The organism is Acidithiobacillus sp. M4-SHS-6, from assembly GCF_047421495.1.
In the GTDB taxonomy this organism is placed as follows: Bacteria; Pseudomonadota; Gammaproteobacteria; order Acidithiobacillales; family Acidithiobacillaceae; genus Acidithiobacillus.
Genome location: NZ_CP175559.1, coordinates 1,456,780 through 1,474,095 on the forward strand (window position 1 = coordinate 1,456,780; position 17,316 = coordinate 1,474,095).

17 protein-coding genes are annotated in these 17,316 nt (G+C 58.7%); 4 read left to right on the forward strand and 13 right to left on the reverse strand.

Going from position 1 to position 17,316, the window contains the following annotated elements; all coding sequences use genetic code 11:
* Nucleotides 1-4: 4 nt before the first annotated feature.
* On the reverse strand, nt 5-1,453 hold the full coding sequence (locus tag ACJU26_RS07420) for a cytochrome ubiquinol oxidase subunit I (RefSeq protein ID WP_414041865.1): 1,449 nt from the start codon (nt 1,451-1,453) through the stop codon (nt 5-7).
* A gap of 322 nt (nt 1,454-1,775) precedes the next feature.
* Between ACJU26_RS07420 and ACJU26_RS07425 the strand changes: the two genes are divergently transcribed.
* The 4 genes from ACJU26_RS07425 to ACJU26_RS07440 all read left to right on the forward strand — a co-directional run bounded on the left by ACJU26_RS07425 (nt 1,776) and on the right by ACJU26_RS07440 (nt 4,433).
* Nucleotides 1,776-2,387 (forward strand): SPOR domain-containing protein, encoded by a 612-nt coding sequence (locus ACJU26_RS07425; protein WP_414041866.1) that lies wholly within the window; start codon nt 1,776-1,778, stop codon nt 2,385-2,387.
* 76 nt (nt 2,388-2,463) lie between these two features.
* Entirely contained in the window at nt 2,464-3,135 is a 672-nt protein-coding gene (locus ACJU26_RS07430) for a Crp/Fnr family transcriptional regulator (RefSeq protein ID WP_414041867.1), read from the forward strand.
* A 100-nt stretch (nt 3,136-3,235) separates the two neighbouring features.
* The gene (locus ACJU26_RS07435; RefSeq protein ID WP_414041868.1) at nt 3,236-3,928 is read left to right on the forward strand and encodes an MBL fold metallo-hydrolase; all 693 of its coding nucleotides are present in this window, start codon (nt 3,236-3,238) and stop codon (nt 3,926-3,928) included.
* A gap of 13 nt (nt 3,929-3,941) precedes the next feature.
* Nucleotides 3,942-4,433, forward strand: a complete 492-nt coding sequence (locus ACJU26_RS07440) for a hypothetical protein (protein WP_414041869.1) — start codon at nt 3,942-3,944, stop codon at nt 4,431-4,433.
* Between the two features lie 40 nt (nt 4,434-4,473).
* On the opposite strand, the gene atpC is transcribed toward ACJU26_RS07440, so the two are convergent.
* The 12 genes from atpC to ACJU26_RS07500 form a co-directional block, all read right to left on the reverse strand.
* Complete coding sequence (atpC, locus tag ACJU26_RS07445) at nt 4,474-4,995, reverse strand: ATP synthase F1 subunit epsilon (RefSeq protein WP_414041870.1); 522 nt, start codon at nt 4,993-4,995, stop codon at nt 4,474-4,476.
* Nucleotides 4,996-5,341: 346 nt separating this feature from the next.
* Complete coding sequence (gene eno / locus ACJU26_RS07450) at nt 5,342-6,637, reverse strand: phosphopyruvate hydratase (RefSeq protein WP_414041871.1); 1,296 nt, start codon at nt 6,635-6,637, stop codon at nt 5,342-5,344.
* 13 nt (nt 6,638-6,650) lie between these two features.
* Nucleotides 6,651-8,078, reverse strand: a complete 1,428-nt coding sequence (pyk, locus tag ACJU26_RS07455) for a pyruvate kinase (protein ID WP_414041872.1) — start codon at nt 8,076-8,078, stop codon at nt 6,651-6,653.
* Entirely contained in the window at nt 8,075-9,466 is a 1,392-nt protein-coding gene (locus ACJU26_RS07460; protein ID WP_414041873.1) for an FAD-dependent oxidoreductase, read from the reverse strand. The genes pyk and ACJU26_RS07460 overlap by 4 nt, the downstream gene beginning before the upstream one ends.
* 15 nt (nt 9,467-9,481) lie before the next feature.
* On the reverse strand, nt 9,482-10,441 hold the full coding sequence (locus ACJU26_RS07465) for a 1-phosphofructokinase family hexose kinase (protein WP_414041874.1): 960 nt from the start codon (nt 10,439-10,441) through the stop codon (nt 9,482-9,484).
* Nucleotides 10,438-11,370, reverse strand: coding sequence for a bifunctional enoyl-CoA hydratase/phosphate acetyltransferase (locus ACJU26_RS07470; RefSeq protein ID WP_414041952.1), 933 nt, complete (start codon nt 11,368-11,370; stop codon nt 10,438-10,440). Before ACJU26_RS07470 ends, ACJU26_RS07465 begins: the two co-directional genes overlap by 4 nt.
* Nucleotides 11,371-11,391: 21 nt before the next feature.
* On the reverse strand, nt 11,392-12,597 hold the full coding sequence (locus tag ACJU26_RS07475; protein ID WP_414041875.1) for an acetate/propionate family kinase: 1,206 nt from the start codon (nt 12,595-12,597) through the stop codon (nt 11,392-11,394).
* An 82-nt stretch (nt 12,598-12,679) separates the two neighbouring features.
* Nucleotides 12,680-13,696, reverse strand: a complete 1,017-nt coding sequence (gap, locus tag ACJU26_RS07480; protein WP_414041876.1) for a type I glyceraldehyde-3-phosphate dehydrogenase — start codon at nt 13,694-13,696, stop codon at nt 12,680-12,682.
* 41 nt (nt 13,697-13,737) lie between these two features.
* Nucleotides 13,738-14,910 (reverse strand): dihydrolipoamide acetyltransferase family protein, encoded by a 1,173-nt coding sequence (locus tag ACJU26_RS07485; RefSeq protein ID WP_414041877.1) that lies wholly within the window; start codon nt 14,908-14,910, stop codon nt 13,738-13,740.
* The gene (locus tag ACJU26_RS07490) at nt 14,907-15,905 is read right to left on the reverse strand and encodes an alpha-ketoacid dehydrogenase subunit beta (protein WP_414041878.1); all 999 of its coding nucleotides are present in this window, start codon (nt 15,903-15,905) and stop codon (nt 14,907-14,909) included. Before ACJU26_RS07490 ends, ACJU26_RS07485 begins: the two co-directional genes overlap by 4 nt.
* Nucleotides 15,902-16,966 carry a thiamine pyrophosphate-dependent enzyme gene (locus ACJU26_RS07495; protein ID WP_414041879.1) on the reverse strand — a complete coding sequence of 355 codons (1,065 nt, stop codon included), beginning with the start codon at nt 16,964-16,966 and terminating at the stop codon, nt 15,902-15,904. Before ACJU26_RS07495 ends, ACJU26_RS07490 begins: the two co-directional genes overlap by 4 nt.
* Nucleotides 16,959-17,309, reverse strand: coding sequence for a carboxymuconolactone decarboxylase family protein (locus tag ACJU26_RS07500; protein WP_414041880.1), 351 nt, complete (start codon nt 17,307-17,309; stop codon nt 16,959-16,961). The genes ACJU26_RS07495 and ACJU26_RS07500 overlap by 8 nt, the downstream gene beginning before the upstream one ends.
* Between the last annotated feature and the right edge of the window lie 7 nt (nt 17,310-17,316).

The window sequence follows — 17,316 nt, forward strand, 5'->3', positions numbered from 1 at the left end:
GTCCTTAGTCCCGTTTGTTCATCATGGGTTTAGCGAAGCTCGGTTTGACCATCCCGCCACCTGAAGACTGGGCATTCTGATCAGATGAACCGATGACCGGGCTGCTCATGTCCGGACCTTTTTTGATCACCCGCGTGAAGAAATACCAGGCTCCACCCCAAACCATCAGTTCAAAAATGATGTAGCCAATGAGCCAGAAGGTTTCGGCAGCGACACCCATGTGGCTGACACCCTGCCAGGTGCGCATCAGGTTATACACTACCCAGGGCTGCCGTCCGACCTCGCGGGTCCACCAGCCTGTCCAGATGGCCAGATAGGGCAGAAAGCCGCTGAACACCAGGAGCCGCAAGAAAAGCGGATTCTTACGGAGGTGTTCTGCCGTCAGTTTCCCGCGCAAGCGCAGCCAGTTACCCCAGAGGGCCATCAAAAAGAGGAAAAAGCCAATGGCGACCATTACCCGGAAAGCGTAAAACGGAACCCACACATTGGGCCGGTCGTTGCGCGCGAAATGATCCATACCGGTGACCGTGCCGTTCCAGGTGTGTGTTTCCAGGAGACTCAGCACATGAGGAATCTGTATGCTGAACAGGTTCTTGCCTGCCGCGACATCGGGAATGGCGATCAGATTCCAGGCGGTATCGGGTTTGCCATTGGGCAGATAGGTATGGAAATGTCCTTCCATGGCTGCCAGGGAAGTGGGTTGATCGTGGGCGACTTCCCGACCCAATTCATCCCCAATGAATATCTGCAGGGGAGTGATGATGATGAGAGCCAGCAAGGTGGGCTTCAACAACCGGGTAAACAGATCGGCATTGCGGTTTTTCAGAATGAACCAAGCGCTGACAGCGGCAAAGAAAAACAGCGATAATTCGAGCGTTGCAACCCACATGTGCGGGAAGCCGATGTTGAAGTTCGGATTGAATATCGCCGCCCACCAGTTGGTGACCTGAAACAAGCCATTTTTCAGGACGATTCCGGTCGGAGACTGCATCCAGCCGTTGGCGACGAGAATCCACATGGCAGAAAGACTGGAGGAAAGGGCGACGTTGAAAGTCGCAAAAGCATGCATTCCCTTACCAATTTTACCCCAGCCGAAAATCATCAGGCCGATGAAACCAGCCTCATACATGAAGGCGGTGATGGTTTCAAAGCCGAGGATGTTCCCGAAAAATGGACCCACGGCCTGGGAGAAGGGACCATAAAGAATCCCGAAAGCCATTTCCATGGTCACGCCAGTAGCGACACCGGCTCCGAAATTGACGATAAACAGTTTTTCAAAAAAGCGTTGCAGGCGATACCAGTGTTCATTACCGGTTTTCAGCCAGGCAACTTCCAGGAAAAAAAGTAGCCAGGACATGCCAATGGTCACCGGAGTCCAGAGAATATGCATGGAGGTGATAAAGGCAAAGTCGAGGCGACTGAGAAGCACAGGTAAAGTGTCTTCAATAATCATGAGCTATTCCTCGTGAACGGTTGTTTCTTAGGTGTTACTGAATACCTGAAAAGCATTTTTCGTACCCGAGTGAATTGCTTGGATTCATGCCGTATAAAAACATGAGCTTATATTATTATAAAGTGACTGCAGGTGTGCAGATGGTTCAAATAACCCACTTGGGTTTGGTTCATATGCACCACCATGGTGGATATACACCATGCGAGCTTGTTCATAAGGCGACCTTTCCCATTTTTTTGACTAGGTTTGTGCCCGGCAAAATTGTAGTATGGCCGTACTGTTTGGGAAGGCCTTGGGAGCGCGGGCGCACCGCTGAAAACAAATGGATGATTCAGATACTCTCGTCAGTCAGACTCCGGTAGTGTCAAAACAACGCCATCGCTTGGGTATCCTGCCGTTCATCATGCTTGTCCTGATCGTCTTGCTGGCGGCGTCATTTCTCTGGGAATCGTGGTCCACCGACTATCCAGGTAAGCACATGGCCCCCGGCTCCGGCGCTAGCAGTGTGTTTCTGACCCTGCCCAAAACCATTGTTGCTACAACGGGTTCCGCCATGGACCCTGCCGTTCCCGTGGCGATTGCCAGATCCCTCGTGATCACCGTAGCGAAGCATTCATCCTTGCCCCACTCCGCCAATGGGACAACAGCCGTTCCGGCACCTGTCAAGCCGGTAAAAATAGCGCATTCCTGTCAACAAGCCGGATGGTATGTACAACTCGGCGCTTTCGGGAAGGCCAGCATGGCCGAAAATCTGCGGCAGCAAGTAACGCAGTTGGGTGTGAAAGCCTGCGTGGGCACACTTTCCGTCAATCACTTGTTTCGTGTGCTGGTCGGTCCGCAATCCAGTAAAAATGAAGCGGGCATGGCCGCCATGGGCATTGGCAAAAAATCCGGACAAAAAGGCGCCTATCCACAATACTGGTCACCGGAGTGAAGACTTGGGGCATGTTGTTAACCCCGGCTAATAAACACCATTGAATCATAAACACGCAGATTGTTTGCAGTGCCGTATGCGGGACCAGAGCATTTTTGCGGGATTGAATCCGGAAGAACTCCGCAGCCTGAGTATGGAGGTGGAGGATATCGCCTGTCATCAGGGGGATGTCCTTTATCGGATGGGGGATTCTGCCCGCTATGCCTATACCTTGCGGGCAGGTGCCGTGAAGCTGGTCAAGTTCATGAAAAATGGTCAGGAAGTCATCATTCGCTTGCTGCATCGCGGAGATCTACTGGGTTTTGAAGGCATGCAGGAAGCGCATCATCGCCATGGCGCCATAGCCCTTGCACCCAGCCAGCTTTGCAGGCTGGACCTGGCTGAACTGCAGAGATTGTCGGAGCGTCTTCCCAAGGTCCGGGAAGCCATTTTGCAGCGTTGGCAGCAAGCCTTGCAGAGCAGTGAGGATCGTATCATGGAATTAGGTGCCAAAAGGGCCGAAGCCCGTCTGGCCACTTTTTTACTGCAATGGGCGGAGCACTATCCGCAGTTGCGGCATCTGCCTTTCCCCCTGTCGCGCCCCGATCTTGCTGCCTTTCTGGGACTGTCCACGGAGCATGTCAGTCGGATCATGGCGGATTTCAAACGCCACGCCTTCATTCAGGAGCAGCGCGGTCAACTGGAAATACTGGCGCCTCAATCCCTGGCGGATATTGCCGGCAAGTTGCCGGATCATAAACTCGACTAAATCGGTCAAAATTGATTTTTCTCAATGCGCCTCCCCTGCGTCTGCGGGATACTTTTGCCCAGGAAAGTTTCCGACGGTCAATGGATCAGGGAGGAGTGTCATGTTTTTTCGACAAATATTTCATGAAGCCAGCAGTACCTACACCTATATACTCGCGGATAGTACCTGGCGCGATGCGGTCGTTATCGATGCTGTGGCAGATCATAGTGACCCCATTCTGCAGGTTCTGCATGACGAGGATTTGCAGTTGACCCATATTCTGGAAACGCATCTGCACGCCGATCACATCAGCGCTGCCCGCCAACTGCGGGAACAAACCGGTGCAAAGGTGGTGTTAAGTGAGCTCGCCCAGGCGGATTGCGCGGATCTTACCGTGGTGGATGGAGATTTCCTGGTGCTGGGTGACGATGTCATCCGAGTGCTCAGTACCCCTGGACACACTCCGGAATCGTTGAGTTTCCGCTGGTACGACCGGGTGTTTACCGGGGATGCCTTGCTGATCGGCGGTTGTGGTCGTACGGACTTTCAGGGCGGCGATGCGGAAACTCTCTACGAGAGTATCACCACAAAACTGTTTACCCTGCCTGAGGAAACCCTGGTGTATCCGGGTCATGACTATCGTGGTCGCTGGGTCAGTTGTGTGGGCGAAGAAATGCGCAACAATCCGCGCCTTGCCGGAAAATCCCGGGAAGAGTTTGTCGCGATCATGGCAGCACTGGATTTGCCGAAACCGAAAATGATGGAGGTGGCGGTTCCTGCCAATCGCCTTTGCGGTACCCTCAACGGAATATAGGAGGAGCAGAAAGATGAAAGCCTTTCCCGATAACGGGCTACGTCAAGGTGCCCATGGGGGCGGGCGGGATCATGAACGGGCTGCCCGCCATCAGCACGATCAGGCGGTTTTTCATCGTCTGCTGAGTTTGCATGAACATATTCAGCGTGATCTGGAATTGCGGCCCGATGGTATTCGGGCCCGAACCCGTTCGCAGAATCCGGAAGTGGTGGCTTTGCTGCATGATCATGTACCCGCCATGAAGCAGCGCTTGCACGAAAATTTTGGCCTGCGCTTTTGGGATCCGGCTTTTGCTGAACTGTTTGCTCAACACGATAAGGTCGAGATGGAGGTCAGTCTGCTACCCGACGGCGTGATGATTGAAGAGCGCAGCGATGATCCCAATGTGGTGACCCTGATCCAGGCCCATGGGCAGGTGATCAATCTGTTTGTGGCCCATGGCCAGAAACAAGCCCAGCAGGAAAGTCCGTTGCCAGCGGAATATCGGAGGGCATTGCGGGCCTGAGCCGTTGAAAGAATTTGATCTGCCTGTTGTACAAGGATAATCAGTCCTCCAGCGCTTGCACGTTGATTTCAGGGATGCCTTCCAGAGGTGGTCGTTCCCAGTCGTACACCTGTTTGTTACCCAGTTGCTGTGCTTGCTGATAGCGCTGGAATGCTCTGAGCTTGGCCAACTCCTTCTGCAGCTCCAGTTCTGCTACAGCAAAATCCATGTCTGTTCCGTGGTGGGCTTTCAGAACGCGTTCCGCATCACTGATCCGGCTCTGGCTGATCTTGGGATCAATATCCGACACGCGCATCCCGTTGTGGGCCAGGACGGTAACGATTGCGGATTGAACCTCGACCAACCCACCCTCAATAAATAAAATTTCTGGAGGACCCTTTACGGGCGTGATGCGTAATTCACCGGCCCGTAGAATGCTGATCAGGGGAGCATGCCCAAACAGGATCCCCAATTCCCCCAGCTCTCCCGGAACGACCACAAAAGTTGCCAGATCATTGTAAATTTCGCCGTGAACATCGACGATCTGGAGTCGAAAATGGTGTTGCGCTTTGCTCATGCTCATGCTCATCCTGTGTGTAGAGTGCAGAATTTTAAACCAGGGTCAATCGCCGTAACAGTAGGATATGGATTGGATCCAGTAGCAAGGCAGATAGCACGGTAGTCCCCAGCAGACCAAGCACATAAATCCAGGGGATGAGCGCCAAGACCCATTCCCCTTACATGAATGCCAGTTCTTCCAGATGGCTTGGGGCGCCGGTATTGGGCACCTGTTTGGTGGTTTTGCCAAAGTAGCATTGGGTCCCCTTTGCCGTCACCTCGCCGCCGGCTTTGCCGCGATGAATACTGGAAGCAGAGTAGAGCGGACTGCCATATTGCAATCCATGGGTGATGCAACCTTGATTTGTCTCCTAGAACCGTACCCCGCGTACAAAAGCCCTCTTGCCGGCAAAGCTGGCCGCCGTGCCCAGTTCTTCTTCGATACGCAACAACTGATTGTACTTGGCCACGCGCTCGCCTCGCGCCGGAGCTCCGGATTTCAGATGGCCGGTGTCCAGGGCCACGGTCAGGTCGGCAATGAAGTCGTCGGTGGTCTCCCCCGAGCGATGGGAGACGAAGGCTCCCCAGCCGTGGAACTGGGCCAGGCGGGTGGCGGTGATGGTCTCGCTGACGGTGCCGATCTGGTTCAGTTTGATGAGGCTGGCGTTGGCGATGTCGTCCTTGATGGCCTGGGCGATGATTTTCGGATTGGTGCAGAAAATGTCGTCGCCCACCAGTTCGATGATGCCTCCGAGTTTTTCATTGAGCAGTTTCCAGCTCTCCCAGTCATTTTCGGCGAGACCGTCCTCCAGCAGGACGACGGGATAATTGGCGACGATCTCGGCATAGTAATCGACCATTTCCGCACTGCTCAGGGCGCGATTCTCGGTGCGCAACTGGTATTTGCCCTCCTGGAAGAATTCCGAGGAGGCCGGGTCGATGGCAATGCCGCAGTCTTTCCCGGGCTCGAAACCGGCCCGGCGGATGGCGTTCACCAGCAGATCGTAGGACTCGTGATTGGACTGCACGGCAGGAGCAAAACCGCCTTCATCCCCGACGCCCACGGAGAGATGTTTCTCCAGGAGGACGCCTTGCAGGGCATGATAGATTTCGGCTCCCCAGCGCAGGGCCTCGCGGAAGCTGTTGGCGCCATAGGGAACCAGCATGCACTCCTGAAAATCGGCTCCTTGCCAGTGGGCGTGAACGCCCCCATTGAGGACGTTGAAACAGGGGACGGGCAGGCGGGTGGCGCCGGGTCCGCCAAGGTAGGCATAGAGGGGCAGATCACAATACTCGGCGGCAGCGCGGGCACAAGCCATGGATACTCCCAGCAAGGCATTGGCGCCCAGCTTGGCCTTGTTCTCGGTGCCATCCAGGCCGATCAGGGTTTCGTCGATGGCCTTCTGGTCGCGCACATCCAGATTCAGGAGGTCGGGGGCGATGATTTCTTCAATGTGCTGCACCGCCTGTCGTACGCCCTTGCCGCCAAAGCGCTGGGTATCCCCATCGCGCAGCTCCACGGCTTCCTTGCTGCCGGTGGAAGCCCCGGAAGGGACGGCGGCGCGGGCATGTTGTCCATTGCTGAGATAAACTTCCACTTCTACCGTGGGATTGCCGCGTGAGTCCAGGATTTCCCGGGCGATGATGTCTTCGATCAAACTGTCCATAGTGCCGCTCCTGTCAGGGTGTGTAAGAAGTGTCCAGATGAATGATTTCCAGGCGATTGGTACCCCCTGGGTGGCCCTTGCTGGGGCCTTGGGTGAGTAAAATCAGGCCCTTTTCCATGCCATTTTCCACCAACCAGCGGCGGGCGGCATATTCCCAACTCCGTTCCGGGCTCGCCATTTCTATGGGATGGACCCCATAGTGCAGACAGAGGCGTTGGCAGGTGGCGGCATGGGGGCTCATGGCCAGGATCCAGGGTTGCAGACGAAAGCGGGCGATGCGTGCGGCCGTGGTGCCGGTTTCCGTCGGGGTCACCACAAACAGGGGATGCAGACGTTCGGCGCTGTGCCGAACGCTGCTGGCAATGCTGGCTTCCACGCTCGGTGCATCCTGGAGTTCTCCGGCATCCAGGGGATGGAGCTCCGCCCGGTTTTTTTCGGTTATCCGGGCGATCTCGGCCAGCATTTTGACGGCTTCGACCGGGAAATCCCCCATGGCCGACTCCTCCGAGAGCATGAGGCAGTCGGTGCCATCGAGGATGGCGTTGGCGACATCGGTGACTTCGGCACGGGTCGGCCGCCGGTTGTGGACCATGGACTCCAGCATCTGGGTGGCGGTGATCACCGGTTTTCCCGCCGCTCGCGCCTTGCGGATGAGACGCTTCTGGATGACGGCGATTTCCTGGATGGGAACTTCCACGCCCAGATCGCCGCGGGCCACCATGAGGGCATCCGTGGCGGCAATGATGGCGTCGATCTCTTTCCAGGCCTTGGCGCGCTCGATTTTGGCCACCAGAAAGGGGGCGAAACCCAGGGCCTGGGCTTCACGCCGTGCCGCATGCAGGTCTTCCGCCGTTTCCACGAAGGACACACTCAGCCCATCGACTCCGGCCTCCAGAGCAAAGGCCAGCAGTTCCCGGTCCGCAGGGGTGACGGCACCACCATCCAGATGCACCCCGGGAAGGTTGACGCCTTTGTGAGAAAGCAGTTCGCCACCGACAATCACCTGACAAAAGACGCCCTGTTTGTCGTGCTTTTCCACCCGCAGCTGCAGAAAGCCATCATTCAGGTAGACCGTATCGCCTTTGACCAGAGGTTTGGCCAAGGGCGGCAATTCCAGGGGAATGGCCTGGGGCGTGCCGGGAGCGCCGGGTGCCAGCAGAATGTGGTCACCATGTTTGAGGGTGACCGGGGCGGGTAGTGTGCCGATACGGATTTTGGGACCGGGCAAATCGGCCAGAATGGCGACCCGCTGGCCAGTCCTTGCTGCGGCTTGACGAATGCGGGCGATCCGCGCCCGATGTTCATCGGCAGTACCGTGGGCCAGGTTGAGGCGGGCGACATTCATCCCCGCCCGGATCATGGCTTCCAGAGTCTTGCCCTGATCGGAAGCGGGGCCGATGGTACAGACGATTTTACTGCGATGTTTGGGCAGAGGCTTCATTGCGGATCTTCCACGCAGGGGTGGAGGAGGGCGTAATGCTTTTGCAGGGCATTGCCCGTGGCGGCTACCAGGGGGTGCAGGGAAGGCGTCAGACGGGGTTGACTGCCAAACTGCATGCTGACCAGGTCGGGAGCCGTGGCGTGCATCTGAATGGCCAGGCCAATGGTATTGACCAGTTCACCGGTGGTGGCGCCGCCCAGTACCTGGCCACCCAGAATTTGCAGGGAGTCGGCGGCAAAAATGATGCGACAGAAAATTTCGGTGGTGCCTGGCATGGAAGCCGGGTGATGGTCGGGCAGGCGGGATTCACCGCTGAGGATGGGGAATCCTTCCTGCTCGGCCTGATGTTGGGTAAGCCCTGCCACCCCAAAGGCCAGACCGTCGATTTCGCTGGCATAGACACTGACGGAACCGGCATTGCTACGGAGTTGGTGCAGGCCATAGAGATTCATGCCGGCAATGCGCCCTTCGGCGGCGGCTTGTGAAGCAATCATGGCATGATTGGCCTTGCGGGTGAAAAAGTCCTGCTTGTGGGCGCAGTCCCCCACCGCAAAAATGTGGGGATCCTCCCGGGAGCGCTGGAAGGCATCCACCCAGATGCCCCCGGACCGACTTAAAGTCAGGCCCATGGCCTTGGCCAGGTCCACTTGCGGGCGGGTGCCGATGGCGATGAGCACCGCATCCACCTCCAGGCTCCCTTGTCCGGCAATCTGGACCTGGGCGACGTGCTGACCATCTGCCCCGGCAAGGAGCGCTTCCACCTTGCAACCCGTATGGATGTGGACGCCATGGGCTTGCAGTTGTTTTTCGACGGCCGCGCAGGCATCCAGATCAAAGGCCGCCTGCATGAGATGGGGCAGCATTTCGACGATGTGTACCTCGATGCCGCGCTTGCGGATTTCGTCGGCAAACTCCACCCCGATGAAACCTCCGCCGATGATGGCCAGTTTTTTGATCTGCGGAATCAGGGTGTTGAAGAGCTGGTCGAGATAGTCATAGTCCTTGTGAATGCTGAAGACCCCTTCCAGTTGGGTGCCGGGGATGGGGGGGATGAAATTCTCGGCGCCGGTGGCGAGGACCAGGCGTTCCCAGTGGATGAGATCGCCATTTTCCAAGGTGGCGGTATGGGCGTTGCGGTCGATGCCGGCAACCTTGCCAATCTGCATCTGCCCCCCGGCCGCCAACAGCGGCGCCCGTCCAGCCAGGTCTTCTTCGGTACCGCCCAGGGTACCGAAAATATACGGAATCCCGCAGGGAATGACGGCGTCGGTCTCGGGGCGGAGTACCAGCACTTTCTTGTGGGGAGAAAATTGGGCGGCGGTGATCCCGGTCATCATTCCAGCGGGGCCACCACCAACAATCAAAATATCCGTCTTGCTTTCCGTCATATTCCGTATCTCCGGTCAGATGTCCAGTGTCTTGACATTGACCTGCTGGAGCAGGTCAACCACCAAACTGTGAGAAAAAATTTGCGTGCCTGGTTGTGCGGCCGTGCCACTGCCACAAGCCACCCCCAAACGCAGGGCTTCGGCGGGGCTTTGACCACGGGCCAGTGCGGCCACCAGTCCCGCGACCATGGAATCTCCCGCGCCGACCGTGGATTTGACGGCTACGGGCGGGGCCTTGGCCAGATAGCTGCCATCAGGTCCCACCAGCAAGGCGCCATCACCGCCCAGCGAGACGCAGACATACTGAACCCCGTCGCGCTGGATGGCACGGGCTTCCAGCGCGACGTCTTCGAGGCTGGGTAACTCCCGTTGCCGCAGCAGGGACAGTTCGTAGCGGTTGGGTTTAATGAGAAAGGGCTGATGGGGAAGGGCCAACTGCAGCAGGATCCCATGGGCATCCACAATGGCTTTGCCTGCGGCGGCCCGGACCTTGTCCACCATGTCGCCGTAAAAATGATCGGGCACCCCCGGAGGTACCGAGCCGGTCAGCACCCCGAATCCTTCCTGACAGAGGTCCAGAAAACTTTCCCGGATGGTGTTCAGCGACAGATCCGAAACCAGTGGCCCGATACCCGTCACTTCAAATTGCGCGGGCGGATCACCCTGCAAAATGGTGGCATTGACCCGGGTTTCCCCTTCCACGCGCACACAATGGGTGCTATCCAACTGATGTTGCAGCAGTTTCTGGAGGAGTTCGCCGATATTTCCGGCCACGATGCAGCAACTGTGGGCGCAGACCAGCAGCTCCTTGAGGGCCCGGGCGACATTAATGCCATTGCCGCCGGGATCATAACGACTCGTCCGGGCATGGCTTTTCTGATCGGGTATCAGGTGGGGGACTTCATAGGCGATATCCACCGCCGGATTGAGGGTGAGGGTAGCGATGGGCTGACAACCATGTTCTGCAGGGATCATTGCGCTTGCGCTCCGGCCTGGTGATAGTGAATCAAGGCTGCCAGCGCCGCCGAAACCAGGCGGGCTCGGGCGGGGTCCGCCCGCGACGTGAGAATGACCGGTACCTTCGCGCCCAGGACAATGCCCGCCATGGTCGCGCCCGCCAGATATTCCAGGTCCTTGGCAAGGATGTTGCCGGATACCAGATCCGGGACCACCAGTATATCGGCATCGCCGGCCACGGCACTGTGGATGCCCTTGATTTGGGCCGATTCGCGGGAGATGGCATTGTCGAAGGCCAGAGGGCCATCCACCAGGGCATCGGTAATCTGGCCCCGTTCCGCCATTTTGGACAGGCAGGCCGCATCCACGGTCGACACAATCGCCGGATTGACCACCTCCACCGCCGACAGTATGGCGGCCTTGGGATGGGAAACATCGAGAATGTGGGCGAGATCAATGGCATTTTGCAGGATGGCGGCTTTGGTCAACAGATCCGGGGTGATGTTGATGGCCGCATCAGTAATCAGCAGCAGTTTGTGATAGCTGGAAATATCGGTCACGAAAACGTGGGAAAGGCGCTTTCCGGTCCGGAGTTTGGCGAGAATGGGATGGAGAAAGGCATCACTGTGCAGATGTCCCTTCATGATGGCTTGGACTTTGCCCGACAAGACCATTTCCACGCCCTTGTCGGCGGCCTCTTCGGGACTGTCCGCCGGCACAATCTGAAAGTTGGGACAGGAGCCCGTATCAGCGCCCAACTGGAGCAGCAATTGTCGGATCTTATCGGCATCGCCAATCAGAATGGGCTCGACGATGCTTTGATTTTTGGCTTCGCAGGCGCCTTGCAGGACATGGGCCTCGGTGGCATCGACGACGGCCACGGGAATATCCGGCAGCGGGGCTATGACCGCCAGCAGATCATCGAAGTGGGCATAGGACATCAGGATTTCCTCCGGGCAAGGGTGCCATCATGGGCTGTGGGTAGCGGGCAGGTGGGTCATGCCCAGCAATCGGTGGGTGTGACGGGCGATCATCCGGTCTTCATCGGTGGGAATGACCAGTACCTCGATGGGACTCTCGGCCCGGGAAATGCAGCGCGCTTCCTGGCTCGGGGCGGCATTTTTCTCGGGGTCCAGGCGGAAGCCCAGGGCTTCCAGGGGCCGACAGATGGCCCAGCGCACGGCGGCCGCATGTTCGCCGATGCCGCCGGTGAATACCAGGCGTTGCACCTCGCCGAGCACCGCCATCAGACTACCCAGGTACTTGCGGGCACTGTAGGCAAAGATGTCGATGGCCTGCTCGGCATGGGGGTTTTCGGCGCGTTGCTGGAGCAGGATCTGCATGTCGCCACTGCTGGCCGACACCCCCAGCAAGCCGGACAGGTGGTTGAGCAGGCGTTCCAACTGGACTGCCGTATAACCCTTTTCGGCCATCAGGTAGAGGAGAATGCCCGGATCCAGGTCGCCACTGCGGGTACCCATGACCAGACCACCGGTAGGGGTCAGGCCCATGGTGGTGTCCATACAGCGTCCGTGGGCTACCGCTGCCATGCTCGCACCATTGCCCAGATGGGCAATGATGGTGGGTGCCTTGCCCTGGTCCGGGAGCCGGCTGACGATGTATTCATAGGATAGGCCATGGAAGCCGTATTTGCGCACGCCCTCCTGCCAGAGGTTGCGGGGGAGGGGAAGTCGGGCTGCCAGTTCCGGGATGCTGCCATGGAACGCGGTATCCAGACAGGCGACCTGCCCCTTGTCCGGCCAGAGCTGCTGGATGGCCTCGATGACGGCAATTTCCGCTGGTAGATGCAAGGGGGCGAAGGGCAGGGCCTTGCGCAGATCGGCCAGTACCTGGGCGTCGATGCGGACATGCTGTCGCTGCTGGGGACCGCCCGCAACGATGCGATGACCGATGCCATCCGGGTGTTGGACTCCGACTTCGCTGAGGGCATGCACGACGGCCTGTAGAGCGGCTGCCTGATTGGGAAAAGCCTGTATCCGGTCCAGCACACGCTGGCTTCCTTGCTCCAGCCAGATGCGGCCAGCGCTTTGCCCGATGCGTTCCACTGCCCCCACGAGCTGCTCTTCCTCCTGCCGGGTATCGCAGGCAAACAAGGCAAACTTGATGGAGGAGGAACCACTGTTGATACTCAGGATCTGGATCCTTTCCGACAAAATCAGTCCTCCGTAGCGAGGGATTCCGGGCCTGGCCAGGAGAGGAGGTGCCGCATTCCCGGCCCCGACCCGGCTTCTGGGTTCAGGGCTTCAGCCCCATCATGGCCAAGGAGACATCGACCATGCGATTGGAAAAGCCCCATTCATTGTCGTACCAGCCACAGACCTTGACCAGTTGGCCCTTGACCTTGGTGAGCGACTTCTCATAAGTGCAGGAATGGGGATCGTGGTTGAAGTCAATGGAAACCAGGGGCTTTTCATTGAAGGCCATAATGCCTTTGAGTGGACCCTCTGCGGTGGACTTCATGATCTGATGAATATCATCCACACTGACCTGGCGACTGACGAGGCAGGTGAGATCGACGATGGAAACATTGTGAGTAGGCACGCGGATGGCAAATCCGTCCAGCTTGCCCTCCAGTTCCGGGATCACCAGTCCAATGGCCTTGGCGGATCCCGTTGTGGTCGGAATCATGCTCATGCCGGCAGCTCTGGCCCGGTGCAGATCCTTGTGGAAAACATCGGTAATGCGTTGGTCATTGGTCATGGCGTGAATGGTATTCATGGTCCCTTGCTCAATGCCGGCAAAATCATGCAGGGTCTTGGCCAGGGGAGCCAGACAGTTGGTGGTGCAGGAACCGTTGGAGACGATGACATGCTGCTTAGGGTCAAGCAGATGGTGATTGACGCCATACACCACGGTCAGGTCCACGGGGTCTTTTGCCGGCGCCGAGATCAGTACTTTTTTAGCACCCCCTTGCAGATGAAGGGCCGCTTTTTCTCTGGTGGAGAACAATCCGGTGGATTCAATCACCAGGTCCACGCCCAAATCTCCCCAAGGCAGTTTGCTTGGGTCACGCTCGGCAATGACCTTGACCAGATCATCACCGATGCGAATCGCGTCGCCCTCTACGCTCACCGGGAAAGGGAAACGACCATGGACGGAATCGTACTGGGTGAGATGGGCATTGGTCTCCGAATTGCCCAAATCATTGACGGCGACGATCTGTACCTCGTCCGTACGTTTTCCTTCATAAACTGCTCGTAAAATCATCCGGCCGATACGTCCGTAACCGTTGATGCCAATGCGTAAGGTCATGATGAAACTCCTTGTTTACTTGGGTGGAAAGACAACTGGCATCATTTCAACCAGGCGGGATCGGCCAGTCTTTTGCCCAGGCGCTGCAGAAAACGGGCGGCGTCGGCACCGAAAATGACGCGGTGGTCGCAGCTCAGGGTGAAGTCCGTTTTTCCATCCTGGCCAGCGGCGGCCACTGCCAGGATGGCCGCCGCGCCGGTGGGGACGATGGCCGTGAACTGTGCGATTTCGGGGAATATCCCCAGATTGGAGAGATAAAAACTGGCACCCTGGTAGTCCTCGGGGGTGAGGTGCCCGCTCTTGCTCTTGCCCAACAGAATGCGCCAGTCTTCGGCCAGTTCCGGCAGGGGACGTTGGGCGGCATCGCGCAGAACCGGAGTGATCAGGCCATTGCCCGTGTCCACGGCAATTCCTAGGTCCACGCGCTGCCGCTTGGCAAGACCCTGGCTGGTCCAGACCTGATTGAACCAGGGGTCTTCGGCGACGGTCAAGACGCAGGCCCGACCCAGGGCCAGGGTCAGACTCAGGTTCTGTTCCTTGGCCCGTTGATGCAAGGGTCCCAGGGCAAAGCGGCTGCTGATCTGAAAGGTCGGGGTCTGCAGGGTGCCGATCATGTTGCGGGCCACGGCGGCCCGCAGGGGACTGGGGGCCACCAGGTGGTAGGGTGGCCCCATGCGCAAATCCGGCTCGACAGGTGCCAGGGCGGCGGCGATGACTTGACTGGCATGGACTTGCCCATCGGGGCCGGGCCGGATTCGGCCGATCTCGAGGCCCAGGTCCTGAGCCAGGGCCCGGGCATAGGGGGACGCGCCGGCACCCTTTGCCGGAGGCGGAGACTTGACGCTCGGCTTGGCTGGAGGAGCGCTGGGAGCGGCAGGAGCGGCAGGAGCGGCAGGAGCGGCAGGAGCGGCGACTTCCGGGCTCTCGGGCGAACTGCTTGCTTGACTGGCGTTTTCAGCAGCCTTGGCCTCTGCTGGGCTATCGACGATGTAGCCGATGACCGTTTGCACCGGAATATCCGTGTCGATCTCGGCCAGCGGCCCGGCCAGATAACCGTCGCTGAAAGCCTCCACATCGAGAATGGCCTTGTCGGTTTCCACCTCGGCAATGGCCTCTCCCTGCTTTACCGGATCCCCTATGGCTTTGTTCCAGCGGGTCAAGCGCCCGGTTTGCATGGTGTCCGACAGGGCCGGCATGGTGATGCTGGTTTTCATGGATGATCTCCTGCGCTGCTGACGAGGCGTCGGGCCGCCTCGATGATGTCCTCCGTCCGCGGAATGCTGGCCGCCTCCAGGGCCCCGTTGAAGGGCGTGGGAAGATCCAGTCCCGCGACTCGCTGGATGGGCTGGTCGAGGAAATAAAAACACCGTTCCTGCAAAGTGGCCACCAGTTCCGCGCCCGCTCCTGCAAAACGGCAGTCTTCCTCGACGATGAGGCAGTGATGGGTTTCCTGAACCGATTGTACACAGGTTTCCCAGTCGATGGGGGAAAGGCTGCGCAGGTCGATCACCGCCATGTCGATGCCCTCCTGGGCCAACTGCTCGGCGGCGGCCAATGCCAGGACCACCATGCGGGAATAGGCGATACAGGTAATATGGCTCCCTCGCCGCCGCAGCGCCGCCTGATGGATCGGAGGAGCGGCGCAGTCGTCCTCCACCACCGTTCCCTTCTCGAAATAGAGGAGTTCATGCTCCAGGACGACGATGGGGTCGTCGCTGTGAATGGCCTGACGCAGTTGCCAATAGGCATCCTGGGGAGTGGCGGGGACGACCATGCGCAGGCCGGGCACGTTCATCAGGGTATGTTCCAGGCGTTGGGAGTGCTGGGCGCCCAGCTGCCGGGCCACGCCGCCGGGCATACGAATGGTCAGGGGCATGGCAAACTGCCCGCCGGACATGAAGGGAATCTTGGCGGCCAGGTTGATGATGGCATCCATGGCAAGGAGGGCGAAGTTGATGGTCATGATTTCGACCACGGGCCGCAGACCCAGCATGGCCGCGCCCACGCCCAATCCGGTGAAGCTGTTCTCGGAAATGGGGGTGTCGCGCACCCGCCATTCGCCATATTTGGCCATGAGTCCCTCGGTCACCCGGTAGGTACCGCCATACAAACCCACGTCCTCGCCCAGGGTGATGATGCTGTCGTCCGCCGCCATTTCCGTATCCATGGCGCGATTCAGGGCCTGCCAGTAATAGATTTCTGCGCTCATGCCGGGTTCTCCAGGAGATTTTCATAGTGACGGTTGGCTTGCAGGATGGCCCAGGCCGCCTCCATGTCGGGTTCCTCGCTTTCTTCGGCAAAGCGGACGGCGGCATCGATTTCGGTCTGGACCTCCTGACGCATCTGCTCGATGCCCGCTTCATCCAGATGCTTTTCCTGGCAGCAATGGTCGCAGAAAAGGGTAATGCAGTCAGGACCCGCCGCCGCCATGGCTTCGGGGCTGGGGTAGCCGCTTTGGGCTTGGTGAATGGCGGCGGCGATGGGATCATTGGCCCGGTAGGCGTCGACTTCCGCGCCCGGACGATAGCTGCCGGGATCGGCCATGGAGTGGCCACGGTAGCGATAGGTCTCCAGTTCCAGAAACTGCGGTCCGTCGCCACTGCGCACCCGTTCCAGGGCTTTTTGGGCAGCGGTATGGACGCTCAGCACATCCATGCCATCGACTTTCTCGGCAGGAATGCCATACCCGCAAGCGCGTTTGTACACGTCGGTAATGGCCGAATGCCGGTGAATTTCCGTACCGATCTGGTAATGATTGTTTTCGCAGACAAAGAGCATGGGTAGCTTCCAGAGTGCCGCCATGTTCAGGGATTCATGAAAAGTGCCCTGGTTGACGGCACCATCCCCGAAAAAGCAGATCACGGCCTCCGGCAGACGGCGATAGGCCACCGCATAGGCGGCCCCCAGGGCGATGGGATAGGTTTCGCCGACAATGGCATAGCCGCCCAGAAAGCGGCGGCTGGCATCGAAAAGATGCATGGAACCGCCCATGCCTTTGCTGATGCCGGTTTTTTTGCCATGCAGTTCGGCCATGATTTCCGGGGCGGGAATCCCCCGTACCAGGGCATGGACGTGCTCCCGGTAGGTGCTGACGATATAGTCCCCGGGCTCCGCCGCATGGAGTACCCCGACGGCGACGGCCTCTTCACCCGGGTAGAGGTGCAGGAAGCCGGCGATCTTCCCTTGGGCATAGCCCTGGGCGGCGGCCTCCTCGAAGGCCCGGGCGCGGAGCATGTCCCGCAGCATGGCGATCATTTGGTTCCTATCCATGCTGGGCCTCTGGCAACAGGGAGTCCACCGCGTTTTTCAGCGGCGTCAGATACATCAAGGCCGGGCCGCCGTGCATGAGGACCGCCATGAAGCCGGCACTCATGATTTCGTCGCGGGTGGCGCCAGCGCTCAGGGCGCCCTTGACATGCAGGGCAATGCACCACTCACATTGGGCGGCCACCGCCAAGGCCACGTTGATCAGTTCCTTCTGAGCGGCGCTCAAGGCCGGGCTGCCCTCGGCCTTGTTCATGAAGGTCAGGAAGGCGTTGGTTTCGGCCGGATAGCTTTCCTTCAGACTTTCGAGTAACTGCTGGATTTCGTTGAGGCGTTCTTGGGGGGTCATGATGGTC

Excerpts from the sequence above, each read along its gene's own strand:
- ACJU26_RS07500 (WP_414041880.1), bottom strand. The coding sequence starts at position 17,309 with ATGACCCCCCAAGAACGCCTCAACGAAATCCAGCAGTTACTCGAAAGT.
- ACJU26_RS07440 (WP_414041869.1), top strand. The coding sequence starts at position 3,942 with ATGAAAGCCTTTCCCGATAACGGGCTACGTCAAGGTGCCCATGGGGGC.
- ACJU26_RS07435 (WP_414041868.1), top strand. The coding sequence starts at position 3,236 with ATGTTTTTTCGACAAATATTTCATGAAGCCAGCAGTACCTACACCTAT.
- atpC (WP_414041870.1), bottom strand. The coding sequence starts at position 4,995 with ATGAGCATGAGCAAAGCGCAACACCATTTTCGACTCCAGATCGTCGAT.
- ACJU26_RS07490 (WP_414041878.1), bottom strand. The coding sequence starts at position 15,905 with ATGAGCGCAGAAATCTATTACTGGCAGGCCCTGAATCGCGCCATGGAT.
- ACJU26_RS07465 (WP_414041874.1), bottom strand. The coding sequence starts at position 10,441 with ATGATCCCTGCAGAACATGGTTGTCAGCCCATCGCTACCCTCACCCTC.
- ACJU26_RS07460 (WP_414041873.1), bottom strand. The coding sequence starts at position 9,466 with ATGACGGAAAGCAAGACGGATATTTTGATTGTTGGTGGTGGCCCCGCT.
- ACJU26_RS07420 (WP_414041865.1), bottom strand. The coding sequence starts at position 1,453 with ATGATTATTGAAGACACTTTACCTGTGCTTCTCAGTCGCCTCGACTTT.
- pyk (WP_414041872.1), bottom strand. The coding sequence starts at position 8,078 with ATGAAGCCTCTGCCCAAACATCGCAGTAAAATCGTCTGTACCATCGGC.
- ACJU26_RS07495 (WP_414041879.1), bottom strand. The coding sequence starts at position 16,966 with ATGGATAGGAACCAAATGATCGCCATGCTGCGGGACATGCTCCGCGCC.
- ACJU26_RS07425 (WP_414041866.1), top strand. The coding sequence starts at position 1,776 with ATGGATGATTCAGATACTCTCGTCAGTCAGACTCCGGTAGTGTCAAAA.
- ACJU26_RS07430 (WP_414041867.1), top strand. The coding sequence starts at position 2,464 with ATGCGGGACCAGAGCATTTTTGCGGGATTGAATCCGGAAGAACTCCGC.
- eno (WP_414041871.1), bottom strand. The coding sequence starts at position 6,637 with ATGGACAGTTTGATCGAAGACATCATCGCCCGGGAAATCCTGGACTCA.
- gap (WP_414041876.1), bottom strand. The coding sequence starts at position 13,696 with ATGACCTTACGCATTGGCATCAACGGTTACGGACGTATCGGCCGGATG.
- ACJU26_RS07485 (WP_414041877.1), bottom strand. The coding sequence starts at position 14,910 with ATGAAAACCAGCATCACCATGCCGGCCCTGTCGGACACCATGCAAACC.